Origin of the sequence: Amycolatopsis sp. VS8301801F10 (assembly GCF_046195355.1) — a bacterium.
In the GTDB taxonomy this organism is placed as follows: domain Bacteria; phylum Actinomycetota; class Actinomycetes; order Mycobacteriales; family Pseudonocardiaceae; genus Amycolatopsis.
Genome location: NZ_CP176065.1, coordinates 8,452,425 through 8,474,258, shown reverse-complemented (window position 1 = coordinate 8,474,258; position 21,834 = coordinate 8,452,425). Strand labels below are relative to the sequence as shown.

Sequence of the window (21,834 nt, the reverse complement as noted above, 5' to 3'; positions counted from 1 at the left end):
CCGCAGCGCACTCCGCGGGTGTACGCGAGACAAGAGGCGGCTTCGGCGGTGCTGGATACTGCGCCAAACGGGTGATCTCGGCTCACCGCGCGAGCGCGGCGACCTCCGCGGTCAGCCGGTCGATTTCCTCCTCCGTGTTGTAGTAGTGCACCGACGCGCGGACCAGGTCCGGGAGGCGGCGGGCGGTGAAGTCGTACTGCGCCGACGACGCGTGCGCGACGCTCGTGTTGATCTTCGCCGCGTTCAGCCGGTCCTTGATGTCGTCTGCGGGCACTCCGTCGACGCTGAACGTCACCAGGCCGCACTTGCGCGCGCCCGCGTCGTGCACGGTGACGCGGTCCAGTTCGGCGAGGCGGGAGCGCAGGGTCGCGGCGAGGGCGGTGACGCGTTCTTCGATCGCGGGCAGGCCCCACTCCAGCGCGTAGTCCACTGCCGCGCCGAGGCCGAGCACGGCGGCGTAATCGCGTTCCCACACCTCGAAGCGCTTCGCGGTCGGGTCGACGACGTACTCGGCGGGGGAGGTCCACTTGGCCGAGTGCAGGTCGAGCATCGCCGGTTCGAGGCGGTCTCGCAGGCGCGGGTGCACGTACAGGAAGCCGGTGCCGCGCGGGCCGCGCAGGTACTTGCGGCCGGTGGAGGTCAGCGCGTCGCAGCCGATGCGTTCGACGTCGAGGTCCAGCTGCCCGGCGGACTGGCACGCGTCGAGCAGGAACGGGATGCCTGCCTCGCGCGCGACCGCGCCGATTTCCTCGGCGGGGTTCACCAGGCCGCCTTGCGTGGGCACGTGCGTGACCGCGATGAGCTTGACGTCGGAGTCGATCCGGCGGCGCAGGTCGTTGACGTCGAGTTGCCCGGTTTCGTCGTTGTCCACGACCTCGACGGTCGCGCCGGTGCGGCGGGCGATCTGGAGGTAGGCGATGGCGTTGCTGGCGTATTCGGCGCCCGCGGTGAGGATCCGGTCGCCCGGTCCGAACGGCAGCGCGTAGAAGATCGCCTGCCACGAGCGGGTCGCGTTGTCGCTGAGCGCGATGTCGTCCGGAGCGGCGTTGAGCAAGCGCGCGACCGAGGCGTACACGCCGTCGAGGCGGTCCTTCGCCTGCTCTGCCGCTTCGTAGCCGCCGAGCAGGGATTCGGTGCGCAGGTAATCGATCACGGTGTCGGTGACGCGCGCGGGCGGGAGGGCGGACCCGGCGTTGTTGAAGTGCGTGACTCCGACGCACCCAGGCGTTTCGCGCCTTGCGCGGTCGACATCGAAAGTGCTGGCCATATGAACTGAATACAGTACGTGCGAACTGTGTGCAATACTCGCCGGCATGGTCAAGAGACTCATGCGCGGTGAACTTCTCGAAGAGATCACCGCGCGCGTACTCGACGGGCGGCTTCCCGCGGACACCCGGATCAACGAGGTCCATCTGGCGAACGAGCTGGGCGTGTCCCGGACGCCGCTGCGCGAGGCGCTGATCGGCCTCGCCGACCGCGGGCTTCTGGTCGCCGCGCCGGGCCGGGGATTCCTGGTCGCGCCGTTCGACCCGCAGGAGGCGCGCCGGCTGTATCCGCTGGTCGCCGAACTGGAAGCGCTCGCGCTGCGCTGGACGTCGCCGCTCGAACTCGCCTCGCTGCCGGACGCGCTCGACCGGATTTCCGACGAGACAGCGGATTCCGCCGATCCGCCCGCGGCGGACGACCGCTGGCACGCGCTGCTCACGTCCCGCTGCGACAACCCGCATCTGCTGCGCTTGATCGAGCAGACGAAACCGTTGCTCAAGCGCTACGAGACGGCATACTTCGGCGGGCGGGACCGGGTGGCCGAGAGCGTGGCCGAGCACCGCGAGATCGCGGCGGCGCTGCGGGCGGGCGACTTGCCCCGCGCGTCCGAACTGCTGGTCCGGAACTGGGTGAAAGCGTTGACGTACTTGAAGGGGAGCTGATCCGGTGCGGGTCTTCGCGCATTTGTCCGACATCCACCTCGACGGCAGCGAGCGCGCCGACGCACGGGCCGCCGCGGTGACGCGGTACCTGCGAAACCTCGAAAAGCCGGTCGACGCCGTGTTCGCCACCGGCGACCTCGCCGATCACGGCCTGCCCGAGGAGTACCGTCGCGCGGCCGAACTGCTGGACCTTCCGGTGCCGGTAGTGGTCTGCCCGGGAAACCACGACGTGCGCGCGCCGTTTCGCGAGGCGCTGCTGGGCGAACCGGCCAGCGACGCCCCGGTGAACACCGCGACGAAGGTGGCCGAAGTGCTGCTCGTGTCGTGCGATTCGACGATCCCGGGCAAAGGCGCGGGCTATCTCGCCGACGAGACGCTCGCCTGGCTGGACGAGACGCTCGCCGGTCACGACGGTCCGTCGTTCGTCGCGTTCCACCACCCGCCGCTCGACGTCGGCGTGCCGCTGGTGGACGCGATCCGGCAGACCGGCGAAGACCGGCTCGCCGCCGTGCTGAAGCGGCATCCCGGCGTGGCGGCGTTGCTGTGCGGACACGTGCACACCGGCGCCGCGACGGAGTTCGCGGGCGTGCCGGTGCGGATCGCGCCGGGCGTGGTGTCCGGATCACTGCTGCCGGTGGAACCCGGCGCGAGCCGCGGCTGGGACGAAGGCGGGCCGCTGAACTTCGCCAGCCCGCCGTCGCTCCTGCTGCACGTGCTGCACGACGACGGCAGGCTGACGACGCATCAGCGCGCGGTCACCCCGTAAAGACCGGCAGCGTCACGCGCGACGGCCGGGTCTCGTCGTGGAACACCTCGAACCGGTTCGGCGTGCCGCGCACGGCGGACGAAACCCGTTCCCCCGTACCGTGATTGCGCGCGAACCGGGGGAACGCGCCGCCCGCGACCTGCACGCGCAACCGGTGCCCGCGACGGAAGCGGTACGCGGTCGGATCGAGTTCCACCTCGGCCCGCACCACGCCGTCGGCGTCGGCTTCCGGCTTGCCCGGACGCAGCCGCAGGATCCCGTCGGTGACGTTGCGAGAAATGCCGCCGGGGTCGACGTCGCACAGTCGCACGTACACGTCGGCGTGCGCCAGTTCGGTCCGCACGAACACGGTGGCGGACACGTCGCCGATCACGTCGACGTCGTGCACCAGCGGCTCGCCGGTGAACACCAGCACGTCGTCGCGCGCCTCGACCGCGGAATTGTCGCGCTGCTTGCTCTTTCCCATCAGCAACGGCCCGCCGACAGCCGGGGTCGGGTCGGCCGGGTCGTAGGTGAACGACGTGGGCCGGGCCTCGCCGGGCACCGTTTCGCCGAGGCCGCCGACCGGCCGCAGGTGCGCGTGCGTGGGCTCGGAAGCGGGCGGCCAGTGGTCGAAATCGAGCCACGTGGCCGCCTTCTGCAGGAAAATCCGCACCGGGGAGCGCTGGAGCTGGGTGCGGTCGCCGGCGAGATGCGCGCGCAGGAAGCCGAGCTGGTCCTGGACCATCGTGCGCAAGCTGGCCGGTTCGCCGTGCGACCACGGACCGACGGTGATCCGCGGCGACCGTCCGGCGTCCTGCAGCGTGCGGAAGTCCCGCAGCTGCGCGCGGACGAACAGGTCGTACCAGCCGGTGACCATGCTGACCGGCACCTCGAGCTTCGCGACTTCCGCGCTGTGGTCGGACATCTGCCAGAAATCGTCGTCCGGCTCCGCGTGCGCGGTGACGTCCTGCAGGAACTGCACCGGCTTGCCGATCGCCGCCACGTCCGCGCCCGCGATCGGCAGGGTCGCCATCGCGTTGCGCGTGCGCCGCGTCTGCAGCGGGTTCGGCAGCGCGGCGAACCGCTCCTCCTGCTTCCCGATCAGGGCCGACCAGGACACCATGTTGTCCGCCGCGAGGACCCCGCCCGGGTAGAACGTGCTGACGAATTCCGACGCGGTGATGGCGAGGCACATGGCCTCCAGCGGCGGGTCCAGGTACGGGCCGACCGCCCACTGGGTGTGGCCGAGGTAGCTCGCGCCGGCCATCGCGATGCGGCCGTCGCACCAGGGTTGTTCGCGCAGCCACTCGGCGGTGGCGATTCCGTCCTCGCGTTCGGTGTGGAACGGGCGGAACTCGCCTTCGGAGCCGAAGGTGCCCCGGGTGCTTTGGACGACGGTTTGCAGGCCGTGGCGGGCGAAGGTTTCGCCGAAGAGCTTGGCCAGCGGGCCGGTGCGGCCGTAGGGGGTGCGGATGAGGACTACGGGGCCGGTGTGCTGGCCGGGAGGGGCGTAGCGGTCGGCTAGGAGGTGGGTGCCGTCTCGCATGGGGACGCGGAGGTTTTTGGCGGCGGCGGGGGCGGGGGATTCGGCGGGCGGGAGACCGAGCAGTCGGTCGACGATTCGGTTCAGCACGTGATCGAATTTACGCTCGGGGGGGGGGGGGGGGGGGGGGGCGGCTCGTCGCCTGGCGGCGACATTGCTGCGGGGGCGCGTGGGGCACCCCGAAGCCCGATTGTGCTGACGGTCGGTGGGTGCTTGTCAAGGCGGGAAAGATGCCTTGACAAGCACCCACCGACCGCAGGGAGGCTTCGTATCGGGGTGCGGGGGAGGGGCTGGGTGCCTCGCTTTTTGGGTGCAGCGGTGCGGTTAGGCGGCTAGCGGTGCTGTTATTCGGAGGGTCGGGTTGGTGAAGGGGGTCAGCAGGTCCTTGTCGATGCCTGTTCGTGCCAGTGCTGCTGCTAGTACTGCTGGGCGGGCTCGGTCGCTGCCGTCGGCGATCTTCAGGGCTACTGCGGTTCCGTCTGGCAGCGCGGCTAGTTGGACTGCTTCGAAGCCGTCCTTCGCGATGAGTCCCGGTATTGCCTGCATCAGGCGGGTGACGTCGCGTCGGGTTCCTGCCACCAGGTCTGGATGCTGCCGAATTCCGTTGGCCACCAACGATTCCGGCGATCCTTCCGGTGCGGTGGCGATTCGCGAAGCTGCGCGCGCCAAGCCTCGCAGGGAGAGTGCGAACAGGGGTGCGCCGCAGCCGTCCGCGGCCACTCGCGGCACGGGTTGTCCGGTCAGTTCCTCCACGGTTGCCCGGATCGCGAGCTGCAGCGGGTGTGCTGGGTCGAGGTAGTCGTCGATGTCCCACTGCTGTTCCCGGCAGACGGCCAGCATCGCGGCGTGCTTGCCGGAGCAGTTGTGCGCGAGCTTCGACGGTTTTTGTCCCGCGGCGATCCAGGCGTCCCGTTCTTCCGGGTCGTACGGCAGGTCGGCGGGGTTGCCCAAGGCGGCTTCGGTGAAGCCGCGGCTGTCCAAAATCGCTTTGGCTGCTTCTAGATGCCGGGGTTCGCCGGAGTGGCTGGCTGCGGCGATGGCGAAACCGGAGGGGTCCAGGCGCAGTCCGAGCCGGGCCATCGCGGTGGCTTGCAACGGTTTCGCCGTCGAGCGCGGGTACATCGCGACATCCGGGTCGCCTGCCTCGAACAAGGTCGAGCCGTCGGGGGCGAGCACGACGACCGAACCGTGGTGGACGCCTTCGACCATGCCGTCTCGCAGGAGGTGGACCAGGGGGACGTGCCGCGGTTCGCGTTCCTGCGGGATCACGACGCTTCCGCCTTGTCGAACGCGCTCATGTCGATCCGCTTGCGTACGACGAACCAGCCGACCACCAGCGCGACCAGGATCACCGGCAGCGCCAGCAAGGTGATCCGGCCGGTCTTGTCGAAGCCCATCAGCACGACGACCGCGGCGAGGAAGGCGAGCGTCGCGATCTCGGTGTAGGGCGAGAACGGCAGACGGAAATGCGGCCTGGTCACCTCGCCGCGCTTAGCCTTGCGCACGAAAAGCAGGTGGCTGAGCACGATGATCGCCCACGTGCCGAGGATGCCGACGGCGGCGAAGTTCAGCACGATCTCGAACGCGTCCTTCGGCACCACGTAGTTCAGCCCGACGCCGACGACGCACACCGACGACGTGAGCAGGATCCCGCCGTAGGGCACCTGGTTGCGGTTCATCACGCCGGTGAACTTCGGCGCCGACCCGGCCAGCGACATCGAGCGCAGGATTCGCCCGGTCGAGTACAGCCCCGAGTTGAGGCTCGACAGCGCGGCGGTCAGCACGACCAGGTTCATGATGCTGTCCGCGCCGGGCACGCCCAGTTTCGCCAGCACGGTGACGAACGGGCTCTGGCCGGCGGAATAGGCGTCCCACGGCAGCAGCATCGCCAGCAGCACGACCGAGCCGACGTAGAACAGCGCGATCCGCCACATGATCGAGTTGACCGCCTTGGGCACGATCTTCTTCGGGTTCTCCGTCTCGCCCGCCGCGACGCCGACCAGCTCGCACGACGCGTAGGCGAACACCACGCCCTGCACGATCAGGATCATCGGCACGATCCCCGCCGGGAACACGCCCCCGTGGTCGGCGATCAGCTGCGGACCGGGCACGTGGCCGTCGATCGGATGCTGCGTCACCAGCAGGAAGATGCCGACGATCAGGAACAGCACCAGCGCGGCGACCTTGACGATCGAGAACCAGAATTCCATCTCGCCGAACAGCTTCACCGACACGAGGTTCAGCGACAGCACGACCGCCAGCGCGATCAGCGCCAGCACCCACTGCGGGATCGGCGTGAAGAACGACCAGAAGTGCGCGTACAGCGCGATGGCGGTGATGTCCGCGATGCCGGTGGTCGACCAGTTGAGGAAGTGCATCCAGCCGGCGACGTACGCGCCCTTCTCGCCCATGAACTCGCGCGCGTACGACACGAACGCGCCGGACGACGGCCGGTGCAGGATCAGTTCGCCGAGCGAGCGCACCACGAAGAACGCGAAGAGCCCGCACACCGCGTACACGATCGCGAGCGCCGGACCGGCCTGGGCGAGCCGTCCGCCCGCGCCGAGGAACAGGCCGGTGCCGATCGCGCCGCCGATGGCGATCATGTTGATGTGCCGGGATTTCAGCGCCTTGCGGTATCCGGCGTCGCCCGCGTCGGCGGGGCCCGCCTCGGCAGTAGCGGGCAAGGTTTCTTCAGTCACGCGGGGTACCTGTTTCTGCTTCGCCGGCGCGCGCCGGTCGGACGATCGTGGTCAGGGTCTTCTCGACGTGATCGAGATGCTCGGTCATCGCGGCCGCGGCCGCATCTTCTTCGCACTCGGCGATCGCCGTGACGATGCGCCGGTGCTCGACGTTCGACTGCGACCGCCGCCCGCCGAGCTGGTTCAGGAACGCCGACTGGCGGGCCAGCGCGTCGCGGATCTCTTCGATCACCTTCGCGAACACCGGATTGCCTGATGCCCGTGCGATCGTGACGTGAAACTGTGAGTCGAGCGCCACCCACGCGGCGTCCCCGGTCTCGGCGTCCATCCGGTCGACCAGGTCGCGCAGCAGGGCGAGCTGGCCGGCGTCGCGGCGGCGCGCGGCGAACGCGGCCACCGGGACCTCGACGTGCCTGCGCACCTCGACCAGGTCGCGGGCCGAGTAGTCGCCGAACGTAGGGTTCTCCGGCGGGCCGCTCGCGGTGACGAACGTGCCGCGGCCGGTGCGCGATTCGGTCAGCCCGAGCGCCTGCAGCCCGCGCAGCGCCTCGCGCACGACCGAGCGGCTGAAGCCGAACTCCCTGCTCAGCGCGGCCTCCGACGGCAGCTGGTCGCCGACCGCGTACTCGCCGCGCTCGATCGCCTGCCGCAGATGGCCGAGGACGGCCTCCATCGCGCTGACGCGCCGGGGGAGCGGTCCGGCTGCCCGGCTGTCAGACAGGTGCACGGACGGATCGTCGGGTCCGGCCCGGCCGCTGTCAAGCGCTGCCCCGGCCCCTTGCTCGGCGGTTGTGGCTTGGTTCACGCGTTCACGCTCCCGGGTGACTCTCCGCGACCCTGCTCCCGGCGCCCCGGTTTTTGTCGGTGCCGGGTGCGACCGTGTCCGGGTACTTGAGGGGCGCACCGGCGATCACCACGCCGAACGCGTCCCGGCGCGTCGCGGGCGCGCTCGGCCTACGGAAGAGAGAGGATCCAGACGGAACGGCCGGACCGCGGCGGACTAGGGTGGACAGCCCGGGCCCGCCGCGTCGACCGGAGCCGGGAAGCCGTCTGCCTAGGGGAGGTTTTCGCTGGTGTCGAACGATTCTTTCGTCCACCTGCACGTCCACACCGAGTATTCGATGCTGGACGGTGCGGCGAAGATCGGCCCGTTGTTCGCGGAGGCTGCTCGGTTGGGGATGCCCGCGGTGGGGATGACCGATCACGGGAACATGTACGGCGGGGACGAGTTTTATCAGACGTCGAAGAAGCACGGGATCAAGCCGGTCATCGGGATCGAGGCGTATGTGGCGCCGGAGTCGCGGTTTCACAAGAAGCCGGTGTTCTGGGGGCAGGCGTCGCAGCGGGGGTCGGACGAGTTCGGCGAGGGCGGCGACGTGTCGGGCGGCGGTGCGTATACGCACATGACGATGGTGGCGGGGAACGCGACGGGGTTGCGGAATCTGTTCAAGCTGTCGTCGCTGGCGTCGATTCAGGGGTATTACCGCAAGCCGCGGATGGATCGGGAGCTGATCGCGGAGAACGCGGAGGGGATCATCGCGACGACGGGGTGTCCGTCGGGCGAGGTGCAGACGCGGTTGCGGCTGGGGCAGCGGGAGGCGGCGATCCAGGCGGCGTCGGATTACAAGGACATTTTCGGCGCGGGGAATTTCTATCTGGAGCTGATGGACCACGGGTTGCCGATCGAGCGGTCGGTGCGGGAGGGGCTGCTGGAGATCGGGAGGCTGCTGGACCTGCCGCCGCTGGCGACGAACGATTCGCATTATGTGACGAAGGACCAGGCGGACACGCATTCGGCGTTGTTGTGCGTGCAGGCGGGGAAGACGCTGAACGATCCGACGCGGTTCAAGTTCGACGGGGACGGTTATTTCCTGAAGTCCGCGGAGGAGATGCGCGAGTACTGGGACAAGGAGGTCCCGGGGGCGGCGGACAACACGCTGCTGATCGCGGAGCGGGTGGAGTCGTATGAGGACGTGTACGCGCACAAGGACCGGATGCCGGTCTTCGACGTCCCCGAGGGCCACACCGAAGCCTCCTGGCTGCGCCACCAGGTCGCCGAGGGGCTCAAATGGCGGTTCCCGGACGGCATCCCGGACGGCTACGAGGAACGCTGCGACTACGAACTCAACGTCATCGAGGGCAAGGGCTTCCCGGCCTACTTCCTGATCGTCGCCGACCTGATCCAGCACGCGCGGGAGGTCGGCATCCTGGTCGGCCCCGGCCGTGGTTCCGCGGCGGGCGCGCTCGTCGCGTACGCGCTCGGCATCACGAACCTCGACCCGATCCCGCAGAAGCTGCTGTTCGAGCGGTTCCTGAACCCGGAGCGCATGTCGATGCCCGACATCGACATCGACTTCGACGACCGCCGGCGCGGCGAAATGATCCGGTACGCCACCGAGAAGTACGGCGCGGACCGGGTCGCACAGGTGATCACCTTCGGCACGATTAAGACCAAGGCGGCGATCAAGGACTCCGCCCGCGTGCACTTCGGCCAGCCGGGCTACTCGATCGCGGACAAGATCTCGAAGGCGCTGCCGCCGCCGATCATGGCGAAGGACATCCCGCTGTCCGGCATCGTCGACTCGAAGCACGAGCGCTACGCCGAGGCCGCGGAGGTCCGCACGCTCGTCGAGACCGACGAAGAGTGCAAGACGATCTTCGAGACCGCGCGCGGCCTCGAAGGCCTGATCCGCAACGCCGGCGTGCACGCCTGCGCGGTGATCATGTCGAGCGAGCCGCTCACCGACGCGATCCCGGTGTGGCAGCGCGACGACGGCTCGATCATCACCGGCTGGGACTACCCGTCGTGCGAGGCCATCGGCCTGCTGAAGATGGACTTCCTCGGCCTGCGCAACCTGACCGTCATCGGCGACGCGCTGGACAACATCAAGGCCAACCGCGGCGAGGAGATCGACCTCGACCGGCTCGGCTTCGACGACCCCGAGGCGTACAAGCTCCTCGGCCGGGGCGACACGCTCGGCGTGTTCCAGCTCGACGGCGGCGCGATGCGCGACCTGCTGCGGCGCATGCAGCCGACCGGGTTCGAGGACATCATCGCGGTGCTCGCGCTGTACCGGCCCGGCCCGATGGGCATGAACGCGCACAACGACTACGCCGACCGCAAGAACAACCGGCAGCAGATCAAGCCCATCCACCCGCAGCTGGAGGAACCGCTGCGGGAGATCCTGTCCGAGACCTACGGCCTGATCGTCTACCAAGAGCAGATCATGCAGATCGCCCAGAAGGTCGCGGGCTACACGATGGGCCGAGCGGACACGCTCCGCCGCGCGATGGGCAAGAAGAAGAAGGAAGTCCTCGAGAAGGAGTACGAGGGCTTCGAAGAGGGCATGCGGTCCAGCCCGCTGGTCGAGGGCGGCTTCTCGCCGGAAGCGGTCAAGGCCCTGTGGGACACGATCCTCCCGTTCGCCGGGTACGCGTTCAACAAGTCGCACGCCGCCGCGTACGGCCTGATCGCGTACTGGACCGCCTACCTCAAGGCGAACTACACCGCGGAGTACATGGCCGCGTTGTTGACGTCGGTCGGCGACAACAAGGACAAGTCGGCGATCTATCTGTCGGAGTGCCGCCGGCTGGGGATCAAGGTGCTGCCGCCGGACGTGAACGAGTCGGCTCTGCGGTTCGCGGCCGTCGGGAACGACATCCGGTTCGGCCTGGGTGCGGTGCGCAACGTGGGCGCGAACGTGGTGGAGTCGATCATCAAGACGCGCGAGGAGAAGGGGAAGTACTCCTCGTTCACCGATTTCCTGGACAAGTCGGAGCTGGTGGCCTGCAACAAGCGGGTGATCGAATCGCTGATCAAGGCGGGCGCGTTCGATTCGATGGGCCACACGCGGCTGTCGATGATCCAGGTGCACGAGGACGCGGTGGAAGCCGTCGTCCCGCTCAAACGCCAGGAAGCGATGGGCCAATTCGACCTCTTCGGGTCGTTCGGCGGCGACGACGACGCGGCCGAGGCGGCGCCGTCGTCCTCGCCGCTCGCGCACCTCAAGTTCGGAGAGGAGGAGTACCCGCGCAAGCAGCTCCTCGCCTACGAACGCGAAATGCTGGGCCTGTACGTGTCGGCGCATCCGCTCGACGGGGCCGAGCGCATTCTGCGCAAGCACGCGCCGAAGCCGATCGCCGCGCTGCTCGCCGATCCGCCGAAGGAGGGCGAGGTCGTCATCTCCGGCCTGCTCACCTCGCTCGAACGCCGGGTCAACAAAAAGGGCGAGCCCTGGGCGATCTGCACCGTCGAGGACATGGACGCCTCGATCGAAGTGCTGTTCTTCGCCAAGGCGTACTCGATGTTCGCCGCGGACCTGGTCGAGGACAACGCGGTGCTGGTGAAGGGCCGGGTCAACTGGCGCGAGGACAAGATGTCGGTGTTCGGCGGCGGGCTCGTGCCGCTGGACCTCTCCGAGGTCGGCAACGGCGACGAGGAACCGCCGCTGGTGCTGCTGGCCGCCGCCGAGAAAATCGACCACGCCGTGGTCAGCGAGCTGAAGTCGACGCTGCTGGCGCACAAGGGCGATACGCCGGTGCACCTCAAGCTCGTCGGCAAGAACCAGACGGTCTTCGCGCTTTACGATTACCCGGTGAAGGTCAGTTCGATGCTCATCGGTGAGCTCAAGGGCATCCCTGGGATCACCGCCAACACCTGATGAGCGGGGCGGAGCCGGATCCCCGCCGCTGGCGGGCGCTCGCGGTCACTCTCACCGCCGGGTTCATGACGCTGCTGGACGTCAGCATCGTCAACACGGCTCTGCCCTCGATCCAGCGCGACCTGAACACCGGCGCGGGCACCGTCCAGTGGGTGGTCTCGGGCTACGCGCTCGCCTTCGGCCTGGTCCTGGTCACCGGCGGCAGGCTCGGCGACGCGCTGGGCCGGCGCCGGATGTTCCTGATCGCGCTGGCCGCGTTCGTCGCGACGAGCGCGCTCGCCGGAGCGGCCCCCGACCCGGCGACGCTCGTCGCCGCCCGGCTCGCCCAGGGCTGTGCCGCGGGCATGCTGACGCCGCAGAACAGCGGCCTGATCCAGGACCTGTTCCGCGGCGCCGAACGCGGGCGGGCGTTCGGCATGTTCGGTGCGGTCGTCGGCATCTCCACCGCGGTCGGGCCAGTGCTCGGCGGCGTGATCCTCGCGCTGTTCGGCGACCCGGACGGCTGGCGGTGGGTGTTCTACGTGAACGTACCGATCGGCGTGCTCGCGTTCGGGCTCGCGATGAAGCTGCTGCCTCGTACGGACCGGCGGAAACTCCGGGTGCGCACGGAAATCGACTTCGTCGGGATCGTGCTGCTGGCCGTCGCGGTGCTGGGCGTGCTGCTGCCGCTCGTGCAATCCGAACGGGGCGGGCTCGGCAGGCTCTGGTGGCTGTTCGGGGCGGCGATCGTCTTCGGCGCGGCCTTCGTGTGGTGGGAACGGCGCGTCGTGCGAAGGAACCGGCCGCCGCTGCTGGACATCCGGCTCTTCACCGGCACTCCGGGTTACGCGAGCGGCGCGGCGGTCGGCGCGCTGTACTTCTGCGGATTCGCCGGGATCTGGCTGGTGTTCGCGCTGTTCTTCCAGCAGGGGCTCGGATACACGCCGCTGCAGTCGGGGCTGGCCGTCACGCCGTTCGCGCTGAGTTCGGCAGTGACGGCGGCGGTCGCCGGACGGCTCGTGGCCCGGTTCGGCCGGAAGCTGACGGTCATGGGCCTGAGCATCGTCGCGCTCTCGCTGCTGTCGGTGGGATTGGTCGTGCAGCTGGTGCCGCCGTCGGCCGCCGGGTTCGCGGTGGCCGGCCCGCTGCTGATCGGCGGGATCGGCGGCGGGATGGTGATCTCGCCGAACACGACGCTCACGCTCGAATGCGTGCCGAACCGGCTGGCCGGCGTCGCCGGGGGAGCACTGCAGACCGGCCAGCGGATCGGCACCGCGATCGGCACGGCCGTGCTGGCGTCGGTCTTCGAATCGGTTGTCGCGACGTCCGGGCACCAGACCGCGCTCACCGCGGCGATGTGCTGCGCGGCCGGCTTGACGCTGGTCGCGCTGGCTTTCGCGACCCTAGAACTCCGCGCCCGCCGACGGCGTGCCATCCTGACGGAGGACCAGCAAGCTGCGCAGTCCGCCGCGAATATTCACCGAACGTGACCTCGCCACGGTGATGCTCCCTATCCGGTGAGCTACTTACCGCCACCAGGTGATACTCCATCCGAGTGACAGGTGACCTTCGGCCCTAGTGCTACTCAGAGCAACCGAGTAGACCTTATGGAGCCTTCAGAACGACACTTTGGCTACCTACAGTGGCAATTCGCTCGATCGACCGGGGATGGGTCGATCGGCCGAGCGGCCCGGGAGTCCGAAGTTCCGGGGAATGGACACCCGGAGTCGCATCCCGGTACGAAATTCGTCGGCGTCCGCGGGGGACCGTACGGCGAATCGCCGGGGCACTGCCCGGAGTGGCCGGCCGAGTGCGCGCGAAGGCAACGGGGCGGGCCCGGGCGAGGGGGAACCGGGCCCGCCCGCCCTTTCCCGGCTCGCTTCCCGTCCGGTCCGGCGTCGCTCGTCCCCCATCCAGCCCGGCCTCACTCCTTCTTCGTCTGGCCCGGTGTCGTGCGTTCCTCGTCCGGTCCGGTCTCGTTCGTCCCCTGTCTAGTGCCGCTGGTTCCCCGCCTGGCCGGATCTCGCTCGTTTCTCATCCGGTCCGGTCTCGCTCGTTCTCCGTCTGGCCTGGCCTCGTTCGTTTCCTCGTCCGGTCCGGTCTGGTTCGTCCCCTGTCTAGTGCCGCTCGTTCCCGCCTGGCCCGATCTCGCTCGCAACCCCCGCATCCGCGCTTGACCTTCCCCCAGGGACCGGCCCCACGCTCAGAGCGTTCCGAACGAGGGAGGACCCATGACGGACCTGCTGGCCATCGGCGCGTTCGCGCACCTGGCCCGCCTTTCGCCCAAGGCGCTGCGGCTGTACGACGAGATGGACCTGCTGCCGCCCGCCCGCGTCGACCCGGACACCGGCTACCGCTGGTACTCGCCGGACCAGCTCGGCCGGGCGCGCCGCGTCGTCCAGCTGCGCCGGATCGGGATGCCGCTGCCGCGGATCCGGACCGTCCTCGGCCTGCCGGCGGAAGCCGCGGCGGCCGAGGTCCGCGCGTACTGGGACGAGCAGGAGCGGGAGTGGCGCGCCAAGCGGGAACTCGCCGGGTTCTTCCTCGACCAGCTGGCCGGGAAGGAAACCCCGATGTACGACGTGTCCGTTCGCGAAGTGCCCGCCCGCACGCTGCTCACCACCTCCGAGCACCTGACCGCTGACCGGATCGGCGAGTTCGCCGCCCCGCTGTTCGCCTTCTTCGGCGGGCCGGCGGTGCCGCGCCCGGAAGGCAGTGCCGGGCGGCCGTTCCTGCGCTATCACGGCGAAATCGGCGAGGACAGCGACGGCCTGGTCGAGTTCTGCTGTCCAATCGACCCCGAAGGCGGGGAGATCGCCTTCCCGGAGATGACGCGCAGCACCGACGAGGCGGGACGCGAGGCCTACGTCACCGTGCAGAAGGCGAACATGCTGACCGCGCTCGGGGCCGAGTCGCTGCACCGCTGGCTGACCGACCACGGCGAGCAGGCCGACTGGAAACCCCGCCAGATCTTCCTGTGCGACCCCGGGCAGGCCGACCTCGACGATCCGGTCTTCGAACTGGCGGTCCGGCTGCGCTGACGCGTCCGCTTTCACCCGGTTCCGGCTGCTCGGGGCGTCGCACTCGCGCCGGGCCGTCGATCATGTTGGGATGGGCCGCGTTCTGCGGAAAGGGGAGCGCACATGGCCCACGAGTCGTTGCCGGGCAACCGGATCCGGGTGTGGTACCGGCCGATGCGACCGCGCGACAGCGGCGAAGGACATCGCGTCTCGACGCCGCTGGAGCTGCTGTTCGACCTGTGTTTCGTGGTCGCCGTCGGCCAGGCCGGCGCGCAGTTGCACCACGCGCTGTCCGAAGGTCACGTCGGGCACGGGGTGCTCAGCTTCGCGATGGTGTTCTTCGCGATCTGGTGGGGCTGGCTGAACTTCAGCTGGTTCGCGTCGGCGTTCGACACCGACGACGTGCCGTACCGGCTCGCCACTCTCGTCCAGATCGCCGGCGGCCTGACCGTCGCGGCCGGCGTGGACAAAGCCTTCGAGGGCGACTTCACGATCGTGGTCATCGGGTACGTCCTGATGCGCCTGGCCGCGGTCACGCAGTGGCTCCGCGCCGCCCGGCAAGCCCCGGAGAGTCGCACGACCGCGTACTTCTACGCGGCCGGGATCACGCTCTGCCAGATCCTGTGGATCGTCCGGCTCGCGCTGCCCGGGACCTCGGGGTTGATCGGGTTCTTCGTGCTGGTCGTCCTGGAACTGGCGGTGCCGGTGCTGGCGGAGCGGCAGTCGGGCACCGCTTGGCATCCGCACCACATCGCCGAGCGATACGGCCTGTTCACGCTGATCGTTCTCGGCGAGACCGTGCTCAGCGCCACCAACGCGGTGAAGGAGGGGATCGCGGAGGGCGAGCACACCGGGGCATTGGTGTCGCTGGCCGCCGCCGGTCTCGTCCTGGTGTTCTCGATGTGGTGGCTCTACTTCGACCAGCCCGGACACGTCCGGCTCGAACGCGGCGACTCGCTGCGGACCGCGCTGAGCTGGGGCTACGGGCACTACCTGATTTTCGGTTCGGCCGCGGCGGTCGGCGCCGGGCTGGAGCTGGCGGTCGGGTTCGACAGCGGGCAGGTGCACGTCAGCGGCATCGTGACCGCGCTGGCCGTGACGATCCCAGTCGCGGTTTTCCTGCTGAGCGTGTGGTTGCTGCACATCGGCCCGACAAACGAATGCCGCCCGATCGCGATCGGCTTCCCGGTCGCCGCGGTGCTCGTGCTCGCCGCGTCGTTCGGCCCGGCGCCGATCCACGTGACGGCGGTCCTCGCGGCGATCCTCGTCGGGGTAACCGTGATCGCGACGCACGGGGAGCGGGAGCCGGGCTGACCGCGGTTCGCGCTGGGTCCCGGATCGACGCAGGTCAGGGGCTTGGCGCGAAAAAAGGGACCCCCCTGTTCGAGGGCTGTTTCGGGCCGTGTAATGTTCTCTTCGTCGCCAGGGAGACCGGGCGGCCACCGGGGCCACGAACCAAGCTCCCACAGTAGTGGTAGAGTGGGTGGTCCCAAAACCTCCGGAGCTGAACCAGCCCCCGACGAAGCCTCGAGCTTCAGAGGGTGTAGAGTTGGACTCCGGAAAAACAAAAGCTTGAAATAACGCATCGAGCTTGGCCTGGTTGATTCCGGGGCTGGTTCGGGGTGTGTTGCTTGAGAACTCAACAGTGTGCTAGTGAACTAAGCCAGTAGAGCTTATATGAAACCCCCTCGTCGGGGTTTCCTTTGAGAATATGATTGAGAGTAGTCTCGATCGAACTGTTCATTGTTGGAGAGTTTGATCCTGGCTCAGGACGAACGCTGGCGGCGTGCTTAACACATGCAAGTCGAACGCTGAACCGGTTTCGGCCGGGGATGAGTGGCGAACGGGTGAGTAACACGTGGGTAATCTGCCCTGTACTCTGGGATAAGCCTGGGAAACTGGGTCTAATACCGGATACGACCTTCGGAGGCATCTTCGGGGGTGGAAAGTTCCGGCGGTATGGGATGAACCCGCGGCCTATCAGCTTGTTGGTGGGGTAATGGCCTACCAAGGCGACGACGGGTAGCCGGCCTGAGAGGGTGACCGGCCACACTGGGACTGAGACACGGCCCAGACTCCTACGGGAGGCAGCAGTGGGGAATATTGCACAATGGGCGCAAGCCTGATGCAGCGACGCCGCGTGAGGGATGACGGCCTTCGGGTTGTAAACCTCTTTCGCCAGGGACGAAGCGAGAGTGACGGTACCTGGATAAGAAGCACCGGCTAACTACGTGCCAGCAGCCGCGGTAATACGTAGGGTGCGAGCGTTGTCCGGAATTATTGGGCGTAAAGAGCTCGTAGGCGGTTTGTCGCGTCGGCCGTGAAATCTCCACGCTTAACGTGGAGCGTGCGGTCGATACGGGCAGACTTGAGTTCGGCAGGGGAGACTGGAATTCCTGGTGTAGCGGTGAAATGCGCAGATATCAGGAGGAACACCGGTGGCGAAGGCGGGTCTCTGGGCCGATACTGACGCTGAGGAGCGAAAGCGTGGGGAGCGAACAGGATTAGATACCCTGGTAGTCCACGCTGTAAACGTTGGGCGCTAGGTGTGGGCGACATTCCACGTTGTCCGTGCCGTAGCTAACGCATTAAGCGCCCCGCCTGGGGAGTACGGCCGCAAGGCTAAAACTCAAAGGAATTGACGGGGGCCCGCACAAGCGGCGGAGCATGTGGATTAATTCGATGCAACGCGAAGAACCTTACCTGGGCTTGACATGCGCCAGACATCCCCAGAGATGGGGCTTCCCTTGTGGTTGGTGTACAGGTGGTGCATGGCTGTCGTCAGCTCGTGTCGTGAGATGTTGGGTTAAGTCCCGCAACGAGCGCAACCCTTATCCTACGTTGCCAGCGCGTCATGGCGGGGACTCGTGGGAGACTGCCGGGGTCAACTCGGAGGAAGGTGGGGATGACGTCAAGTCATCATGCCCCTTATGTCCAGGGCTTCACACATGCTACAATGGCTGGTACAGAGGGCTGCGATACCGCGAGGTGGAGCGAATCCCTTAAAGCCGGTCTCAGTTCGGATCGCAGTCTGCAACTCGACTGCGTGAAGTCGGAGTCGCTAGTAATCGCAGATCAGCAACGCTGCGGTGAATACGTTCCCGGGCCTTGTACACACCGCCCGTCACGTCATGAAAGTCGGTAACACCCGAAGCCCATGGCCCAACCCGCAAGGGAGGGAGTGGTCGAAGGTGGGACTGGCGATTGGGACGAAGTCGTAACAAGGTAGCCGTACCGGAAGGTGCGGCTGGATCACCTCCTTTCTAAGGAGCACAACACATCCATGCTCCCGGGATACCCGGGCCAAGGGCATGGGGTGGCCGGAGTTCAAAACCCGCACGCGGTTTTGCTCTGGTTGCTCAAGGAATTGTGGAACTACTGGTTAAGGCTTGTTCTGGTGGGCGATGCCCGCGGTAGTACTGACTCGCTTCGGCGGTCGTGGAACTCGTGGTCGGAGCCCGGGGATCAGGTTGTTCACTGCGCACTGTTGGGTCCTGAGGCAACACACGTTGTTTCTGGTGTGGTGTTTGAGAACTGTAGAGTGGATGCGAGCATCTTTGTGGTCAAGTTGTTAAGGGCACATGGTGGATGTCTTGGCTTCAGGAGCCGATGAAGGACGTGGGAGGCTGCGATATGCCTCGGGGAGCTGTCAACCGAGCTGTGATCCGAGGATTTCCGAATGGGGAAACCCAGCACCAGTGATGTGGTGTTACCCGCCGGTGAATATATAGCCGGTGTGGAGGGAACGCGGGGAAGTGAAACATCTCAGTACCCGCAGGAAGAGAAAACAAAAGTGATTCCGTGAGTAGTGGCGAGCGAAAGCGGAAGAGGCTAAACCGTTTGCATGTCAAGCTGTCAGGCGTTGTGCAGGCGGTGTTGTGGGACCCACCTTGGAGAGACTGACATTTCTCCGGATGTACGCGATGGTTAGCGGAACGCCTTGGGACGGGCGGCCGGAGCGGGTGAGAGCCCCGTACGCGAAAGCTGTCGTCGTAGGTCTTGGTGGTGTTCCCGAGTAGCAGCGAGCTCGTGGAATTTGCTGTGAATCTGCCGGGACCACCCGGTAAGCCTAAATACTTCCTGGAGACCGATAGCGGACGAGTACCGTGAGGGAAAGATGAAAAGTACCCCGGGAGGGGAGTGAAAGAGTACCTGAAACCGTGTGCCTACAAGCCGTCAGAGCCTTCGGGTGATGGCGTGCCTTTTGAAGAATGAGCCTGCGAGTTAGTGCTGCGTGGCGAGGTTAACCCGGGTGGGGTAGCCGTAGCGAAAGCGAGTCTGAATAGGGCGAATGTAGTCGCGTGGTCTAGACCCGAAGCGGAGTGATCTACCCATGGCCAGGGTGAAGCGACGGTAAGACGTCGTGGAGGCCCGAACCCACTTAGGTTGAAAACTGAGGGGATGAGCTGTGGGTAGGGGTGAAAGGCCAATCAAACTCCGTGATAGCTGGTTCTCCCCGAAATGCATTTAGGTGCAGCGTCGCGTGTTTCTTGCCGGGGGTAGAGCTACTGGATGGTCTAGGGGCCTTACCGGGTTACCGAAATCAACCAAACTCCGAATACCGGTTAGTGAGAGCGCGGCAGTGAGACGGCGGGGGATAAGCTTCGTCGTCGAGAGGGAAACAGCCCAGAACACCAGCTAAGGCCCCTAAGTGTGTGCTCAGTGGGAAAGGATGTGGGATTGCCCAGACAACCAGGAGGTTGGCTTAGAAGCAGCCACCCTTGAAAGAGTGCGTAATAGCTCACTGGTCAAGTGGTCCTGCGCCGACAATGTAGCGGGGCTTAAGCACACCGCCGAAGCTGTGTCATTCACACAATACATCCGCGAGAGCTTTCGGGCTCTTGTGCAGTGGTGTGGATGGGTAGGGGAGCGTCCTGCATCCAGGGAAGCGGCCGCGGAAGCGAGTCGTGGAGGGTGCGGGAGTGAGAATGCAGGCATGAGTAGCGAATGCAGAGTGAGAAACTCTGCCGCCGGATGACCAAGGGTTCCTGGGCCAGGCTAATCCGCCCAGGGTAAGTCGGGACCTAAGGCGAGGCCGACAGGCGTAGTCGATGGACAACGGGTTGATATTCCCGTACCCGAGCATGTGCGCCCATGGCGAGGCGGTTGACACTAACCACCCGAAGCCGCGGACGATGTCTTCGGACGGAGTTCGTGTGTGGAGCGTGGGACCTGATTCCGTAGTAGTCAAGCGATGGGGTGACGCAGGAAGGTAGCTCCGCCAGGCGATGGTTGTCCTGGTGTAAGCGTGTAGGCCGTCATGTAGGCAAATCCGCATGGCATATAGGCTGAGACGTGATGCGTAGCCGTTTGAGGCGAAGTGGGTGATCCTATGCTGTCGAGAAAAGCCTCTAGTGAGTGCATGCACGGCCCGTACCCCAAACCAACACAGGTGGTCAGGTAGAGAATACCAAGGCGATCGGGTGAACTGTGGTTAAGGAACTCGGCAAAATGCCCCCGTAACTTCGGGAGAAGGGGGGCCAAGCGCTGTGATGCCCCTTGCGGGCGGAGCGGTGGTTGGCCGCAGAGACCAGCGGAAAGCGACTGTTTACTAAAAACACAGGTCCATGCGAAGTCGCAAGACGATGTATATGGACTGACGCCTGCCCGGTGCTGGAACGTTAAGAGGACCGGTTAACTCCTTCGGGGGTGAAGCTGAGAATTTAAGCGCCAGTAAACGGCGGTGGTAACTATAACCATCCTAAGGTAGCGAAATTCCTTGTCGGGTAAGTTCCGACCTGCACGAATGGCGTAACGACTTTCCGGCTGTCTCGACCACAGGCCCGGCGAAATTGCATTACGAGTAAAGATGCTCGTTACGCGCGGCAGGACGGAAAGACCCCGGGACCTTTACTATAGTTTGGTATTGGTTTTCGGTTCGGCTTGTGTAGGATAGGTGGGAGACTGTGAAGCGGTGACGCTAGTCATTGTGGAGTCGTTGTTGAAATACCACTCTGGTCGGATTGGGAATCTGAACCTCGGACCATGATCTGGTTCAGGGACAGTGCCTGATGGGTAGTTTAACTGGGGCGGTTGCCTCCTAAAGGGTAACGGAGGCGCCCAAAGGTTCCCTCAGCCTGGTTGGCAATCAGGTGTCGAGTGCAAGTGCACAAGGGAGCTTGACTGTGAGACAGACATGTCGAGCAGGGACGAAAGTCGGGACTAGTGATCCGGCACCTCCTGGTGGAAGGGGTGTCGCTCAACGGATAAAAGGTACCCCGGGGATAACAGGCTGATCTTGCCCAAGAGTCCATATCGACGGCATGGTTTGGCACCTCGATGTCGGCTCGTCGCATCCTGGGGCCGGAGTAGGTCCCAAGGGTTGGGCTGTTCGCCCATTAAAGCGGCACGCGAGCTGGGTTTAGAACGTCGTGAGACAGTTCGGTCCCTATCCGCCGCGCGCGCAGGATACTTGAGGAAGGCTGTCCCTAGTACGAGAGGACCGGGACGGACGGACCTCTGGTGTGCCAGTTGTCACGCCAGTGGCATGGCTGGTTGGCTATGTTCGGAAGGGATAACCGCTGAAGGCATCTAAGCGGGAAGCCTGTTCCAAGATGAGGTATCCCACCCCTTTGCGGGTTAAGGCCCCCAAGAGACGATTGGGTTGATAGGCCAGAAATGGAAGCACAGTAATGTGTTGTCGAGTTGACTGGTACTAATAGGCCGAGGACTTGCCTACGAAGATGTTGCGCATCCACTCTACGGTTCTGAAACACCACACCGGTCACCCTTCACAGGGTGGGTGTGTTGTTTCGGAGTGTTTCGGTGGTTTTAGCGTCAGGGAAACGCCCGGTCCCATTCCGAACCCGGAAGCTAAGCCTGACTGCGCCGATGGTACTGCAACCGAAGGGTTGTGGGAGAGTAGGACACCGCCGAACTTAACGTGACAGTCTGGGCCCCGGTCCGAGAACCCTCGCTGGTTCTCCCGGGGCCCAGACTCATTTCCCGGTCGGAAAAGGCCCGGACCCCCGCGGGGGTTCGGGCCTTTGTCGTGTCCGGGTCACAGCGACAGCCCGCGGTGTTAGCGTCGGAGAGACGATGCGAGGAGAACGCGGCCAGTGACGGAGAATCGACGCGTCCACCGGGACGGGGCAACCAGCAACGCCGGGCTGGTGGACGGAGAATCGATGCCTCCGCCGCGAAGGAACTGCCAGCAACACCCGGGCTGATGGACGGAGGATCGACGCGTCCGCATCGAAGGAGCGGCCAACAGCGCCGGCCCGGTGGACGGAGAATCGACGCCTCCGTCGCGA

General features: G+C 66.2%; 11 protein-coding genes and 3 rRNA genes. 9 read left to right on the top strand and 5 right to left on the bottom strand.

Annotated features, from left to right (window positions below):
* Positions 1 to 82: 82 nt before the first annotated feature.
* On the bottom strand, positions 83 to 1,267 hold the full coding sequence (locus F9C11_RS38800; protein WP_409182309.1) for an aminotransferase class V-fold PLP-dependent enzyme: 1,185 nt from the start codon (positions 1,265 to 1,267) through the stop codon (positions 83 to 85).
* Between the two features lie 46 nt (positions 1,268 to 1,313).
* Between F9C11_RS38800 and F9C11_RS38795 the strand changes: the two genes are divergently transcribed.
* Together F9C11_RS38795 and F9C11_RS38790 are read left to right on the top strand one after the other, a co-directional pair.
* The gene (locus F9C11_RS38795; RefSeq protein WP_409182308.1) at positions 1,314 to 1,928 is read left to right on the top strand and encodes a GntR family transcriptional regulator; all 615 of its coding nucleotides are present in this window, start codon (positions 1,314 to 1,316) and stop codon (positions 1,926 to 1,928) included.
* A gap of 4 nt (positions 1,929 to 1,932) precedes the next feature.
* On the top strand, positions 1,933 to 2,694 hold the full coding sequence (locus tag F9C11_RS38790; protein WP_409182307.1) for a metallophosphoesterase: 762 nt from the start codon (positions 1,933 to 1,935) through the stop codon (positions 2,692 to 2,694).
* Here the strand turns inward: F9C11_RS38790 and F9C11_RS38785 are convergent.
* The 4 genes from F9C11_RS38785 to F9C11_RS38770 form a co-directional block, all read right to left on the bottom strand.
* Entirely contained in the window at positions 2,684 to 4,309 is a 1,626-nt protein-coding gene (locus F9C11_RS38785) for a CocE/NonD family hydrolase (RefSeq protein ID WP_409182306.1), read from the bottom strand. The genes F9C11_RS38790 and F9C11_RS38785 overlap by 11 nt on opposite strands.
* Before the next feature lie 234 nt (positions 4,310 to 4,543).
* Positions 4,544 to 5,488 carry an asparaginase gene (locus F9C11_RS38780; RefSeq protein ID WP_409182305.1) on the bottom strand — a complete coding sequence of 315 codons (945 nt, stop codon included), beginning with the start codon at positions 5,486 to 5,488 and terminating at the stop codon, positions 4,544 to 4,546.
* Entirely contained in the window at positions 5,485 to 6,921 is a 1,437-nt protein-coding gene (locus tag F9C11_RS38775) for an amino acid permease (RefSeq protein WP_409182304.1), read from the bottom strand. The genes F9C11_RS38780 and F9C11_RS38775 overlap by 4 nt, the downstream gene beginning before the upstream one ends.
* Positions 6,914 to 7,594 carry a FadR/GntR family transcriptional regulator gene (locus F9C11_RS38770; protein WP_409187074.1) on the bottom strand — a complete coding sequence of 227 codons (681 nt, stop codon included), beginning with the start codon at positions 7,592 to 7,594 and terminating at the stop codon, positions 6,914 to 6,916. The genes F9C11_RS38775 and F9C11_RS38770 overlap by 8 nt, the downstream gene beginning before the upstream one ends.
* A 400-nt stretch (positions 7,595 to 7,994) precedes the next feature.
* On the opposite strand from F9C11_RS38770, the gene dnaE reads away from it, so the two are divergent.
* The 7 genes from dnaE (at position 7,995) to rrf (ending at position 21,459) form a co-directional block, all read left to right on the top strand.
* Positions 7,995 to 11,582: a DNA polymerase III subunit alpha gene (gene dnaE / locus F9C11_RS38765; RefSeq protein WP_409182303.1), complete on the top strand. Its 3,588-nt coding sequence runs from the start codon at positions 7,995 to 7,997 to the stop codon at positions 11,580 to 11,582.
* On the top strand, positions 11,582 to 13,051 hold the full coding sequence (locus F9C11_RS38760; protein ID WP_409182302.1) for an MFS transporter: 1,470 nt from the start codon (positions 11,582 to 11,584) through the stop codon (positions 13,049 to 13,051). Before dnaE ends, F9C11_RS38760 begins: the two co-directional genes overlap by 1 nt.
* 741 nt (positions 13,052 to 13,792) lie before the next feature.
* The gene (locus F9C11_RS38755) at positions 13,793 to 14,602 is read left to right on the top strand and encodes a MerR family transcriptional regulator (RefSeq protein WP_409182301.1); all 810 of its coding nucleotides are present in this window, start codon (positions 13,793 to 13,795) and stop codon (positions 14,600 to 14,602) included.
* A gap of 102 nt (positions 14,603 to 14,704) precedes the next feature.
* Positions 14,705 to 15,895 carry a low temperature requirement protein A gene (locus tag F9C11_RS38750; RefSeq protein WP_409182300.1) on the top strand — a complete coding sequence of 397 codons (1,191 nt, stop codon included), beginning with the start codon at positions 14,705 to 14,707 and terminating at the stop codon, positions 15,893 to 15,895.
* Positions 15,896 to 16,324: 429 nt separating this feature from the next.
* Positions 16,325 to 17,844, top strand: a 16S ribosomal RNA gene (locus F9C11_RS38745).
* A gap of 298 nt (positions 17,845 to 18,142) precedes the next feature.
* Positions 18,143 to 21,260 (top strand): 23S ribosomal RNA (locus tag F9C11_RS38740).
* An 82-nt stretch (positions 21,261 to 21,342) separates the two neighbouring features.
* Positions 21,343 to 21,459, top strand: a 5S ribosomal RNA gene (gene rrf, locus F9C11_RS38735).
* Together the 16S, 23S and 5S rRNA genes form the textbook arrangement of a ribosomal RNA operon.
* The last annotated feature ends 375 nt before the right edge of the window (positions 21,460 to 21,834 follow it).

Coding starts and splice junctions, on each gene's coding strand:
- F9C11_RS38800 (WP_409182309.1), bottom strand. CDS start 1,267: ATGGCCAGCACTTTCGATGTCGACCGCGCAAGGCGCGAAACGCCTGGG.
- F9C11_RS38795 (WP_409182308.1), top strand. CDS start 1,314: ATGGTCAAGAGACTCATGCGCGGTGAACTTCTCGAAGAGATCACCGCG.
- F9C11_RS38770 (WP_409187074.1), bottom strand. CDS start 7,594: ATGGAGGCCGTCCTCGGCCATCTGCGGCAGGCGATCGAGCGCGGCGAG.
- F9C11_RS38760 (WP_409182302.1), top strand. CDS start 11,582: ATGAGCGGGGCGGAGCCGGATCCCCGCCGCTGGCGGGCGCTCGCGGTC.
- F9C11_RS38755 (WP_409182301.1), top strand. CDS start 13,793: ATGACGGACCTGCTGGCCATCGGCGCGTTCGCGCACCTGGCCCGCCTT.
- F9C11_RS38750 (WP_409182300.1), top strand. CDS start 14,705: ATGGCCCACGAGTCGTTGCCGGGCAACCGGATCCGGGTGTGGTACCGG.